Raw genomic sequence first — 2,962 nt, 5'->3', positions numbered from 1 at the left:
CGATTTCACCGGGGACGAGGGTCTTCGTGGCCGGCGGACCCAGGATTGCGGGGCGACTGCCGAACCCGACGTTGTTAGAACGGCGTCGTGACACCCAGGTGGGCGTATCGTGTTCTCGCTGGCGCCGTGGCGCGCAGCTGTATCGCGAGCCTGCTGCTCGCTTCGTGCGCGGCAGTGAACGTGTTCCGCGGGCGTCACGACCGCCGTGCCGGCCCGGTATCGCGGCGGCCCAGGGAGGTAACGGTTGACCACGCCCGTATTGCATCCCGTTGTCCGCGACGTCACCGAGCGGATCCGGGTGCGCAGCGCCGAGACGCGGCGACGGTATCTCGAACGTATCGGCCGGGCCGCCCGCCGCCGGCCAGCCCGGCTGGACCTGGGCTGCGCGAACCTGGCCCATGGGTTCGCGGCCTGCGAATCTAGCGCCAAGGCCGACCTGCGCGGCGACGTCAAGGCCAACGTCGCGATTGTGTCGTCCTATAACGACATGCTCTCGGCGCACCAGCCCTACGAAACGTTCCCACGCGCGATCAAGGAGGCGGTGGCCGCAGCCGGGGCGGTGGCGCAGTTCGCCGGTGGGGTGCCGGCCATGTGTGACGGGGTCACGCAAGGGCATGCCGGGATGGAGCTATCACTGTTCAGCCGGGACGTGATCGCGATGGCGACCGCGGTGGCACTGTCGCACGAGATGTTCGACGGCGCGCTGTTGCTCGGTATCTGCGACAAGATCGTGCCGGGCCTGCTCATCGGTGGTCTGGCGTTCGGTCACCTGCCGATCGTCCTGGTCCCGGGCGGTCCGATGACCTCGGGACTGCCCAATAGCGAGAAGAGCCGGGTCCGCCAGCTCTACGCCGAGGACAAGGTGGGCCGCGCGGAGCTGCTGGCCGCGGAGTCTGCCTCCTACCACGGCCCGGGCACCTGCACGTTCTACGGCACGGCCAACTCCAACCAAATGATCGTCGAGATCATGGGTCTGCATCTGCCAGGCGCGAGCTTTGTGAACCCGGGTACGCCGCTGCGCGCGGCGCTGACTGCGACAGCGGCCCGGCGGGTCACCGAGCTGACCGCGACCGGGCCCGCGTATACCCCGATGGGTCAGATCGTCGACGAGAAGGCGGTAGTCAACGCCGTCGTCGGGTTGCACGCGACGGGCGGATCGACCAATCACACCCTGCATCTCGTCGCGGTGGCCGCGGCCGCCGGGATCCACCTCACCTGGGACGACTTCTCGGATCTATCCGAAGTGGTTCCGCTGCTGGCCCGCGTATACCCGAACGGCAACGCCGACGTGAACCACTTTCAGGCGGCCGGCGGGATGGCGTTCGTCATCGGTCAGCTGCTGGACGGTGGGCTGCTGCACGGCGACGTGCGCACCGTGGCCGGCGCCGGTCTGAACCGCTACCGACAGGAGCCCTTCCTGGGGGCGGACGGTTCACTGGTTTGGCGACCCGGACCGGCCGAAAGCCTCGACCCGCAGGTGCTGCGCCCGATCACCGACCCCTTCACCGCCGACGGCGGGCTGTGCGTGCTGCGAGGCAACCTCGGCCGCGCGGTGATCAAGGTGTCGGCGGTCGCGCCGTCGCATCGGATGGTCACGGCGCCGGCCCGGGTGTTCGATGACCAGGCGCACGTCGTGCAGGCGTTCGCCAGCGGCGAATTGGACCGCGACGTCGTTGTCGTCGTGCGATACCAGGGTCCGCGGGCCAATGGCATGCCCGAGTTGCACAAGCTCACGCCGCTGCTGGGCGTGTTGCAGGACCGCGGGCACCGCGTCGCGCTGGTCACCGACGGCCGAATGTCGGGTGCCTCCGGCAAGATCCCCGCGGCGATCCACCTCACTCCCGAGTGCGCCGTTGGCGGTCCCCTGACCCGGGTGCGCGACGGCGATGTGATCCGCCTCGACAGCGAGGCCGGCACACTTCATGTCGAGCTGTCGGACGCCGAGTTGCTCACCCGTGCGGGGTCGGGCGCGCCGGCCAGCGACGACGACTGGGTGGGCACCGGCCGGGAACTGTTCAACGTCTTCCGCCACGCGGTGGGCGACGCCGACGCCGGCGCAGCGGTTTTCGGGCTGCCCGCCGCATCATCCCCGGACCGGCAACCGCCGGTTTCCGTGCCCACTTCAGCTGAAGGTTAGGCCAATGACCGCATCGAGCCATGCCATCGGCGATCTGCTCAACCGCGCCCCGGTGATCCCCGTCATCGTCATTGACGAGGAGGCCGTCGCGGTGCCGCTGGCGCGGGCCCTGGTCGCGGGCGGCCTAACGGTCCTCGAGGTCACGCTGCGCACCAAGTGCGCCCTCGCGTCGATCAAACGCATCGTGGCCGAGGTGCCGGACGCGGTCGTCGGCGCCGGCACGATACTGACCCAGGCCGACGTTGCGGCGTCCGTCGAGGCCGGCGCCGCGTTCCTGGTCAGCCCCGGTTCCACACCCGGCGTGCTCGACGCCATGCTCGACAGCGGCGCCGCGCCCTTACCGGATGCAGCGACCGCGTCGGAGGTCATGGTGTTCATGGAGCGTGGATTGCGACACGGCAAGTTCTTCCCGGCCAAACCCGCCGGCGGGATCGCTTACCTCAAGGCGCTCGCGGGACCCATCCCCGACTTCCGCTTTTGTCCCACCGGGGGCATCGACCTGTCCGCTGCCCCGGACTTTCTCGCCCTACCCAACGTCGCCTGCGTCGGCGGCTCGTGGATCACCCCGAAGGACGCCGTGGCCGCGGGCGACTGGGGCCAGATCGAGACGCTGGCCCGCGAGGCTGCGCAACTCGGCACAACCTGAGCACGCTGACCATGTTCCTGCCGCAGACAAGGGATTCCACGGGTGTGGACCTGGACCTTGATGCGGTGCCTGATCCCCGTCGGTGTGCCACGGGTGCGTGCCGCTCAGCCGGGTGATCTTTAACCCGCGCGCGGCCACCGGACAACCACGGCGATCCCCTACACCTGAAGATTCCGCCC

The 2,962-nt window shown here is 69.5% G+C and carries 2 protein-coding genes; both read left to right on the top strand.

Translation table 11 applies throughout. The features are described from left to right. Positions 1-244: 244 nt before the first annotated feature. Positions 245-2,137 (top strand): phosphogluconate dehydratase, encoded by a 1,893-nt coding sequence (edd, locus tag VFW69_RS01645; protein ID WP_526497499.1) that lies wholly within the window; start codon positions 245-247, stop codon positions 2,135-2,137. Between the two features lie 4 nt (positions 2,138-2,141). After that, positions 2,142-2,783: a bifunctional 4-hydroxy-2-oxoglutarate aldolase/2-dehydro-3-deoxy-phosphogluconate aldolase gene (gene eda / locus VFW69_RS01640; RefSeq protein ID WP_526497497.1), complete on the top strand. Its 642-nt coding sequence runs from the start codon at positions 2,142-2,144 to the stop codon at positions 2,781-2,783. The last annotated feature ends 179 nt before the right edge of the window (positions 2,784-2,962 follow it).

It is taken from the genome of Mycobacterium sp. (assembly GCF_036273375.1).
GTDB lineage: Bacteria > Actinomycetota > Actinomycetes > Mycobacteriales > Mycobacteriaceae > Mycobacterium.
This window is presented reverse-complemented; position numbering and strand designations above follow the sequence as displayed.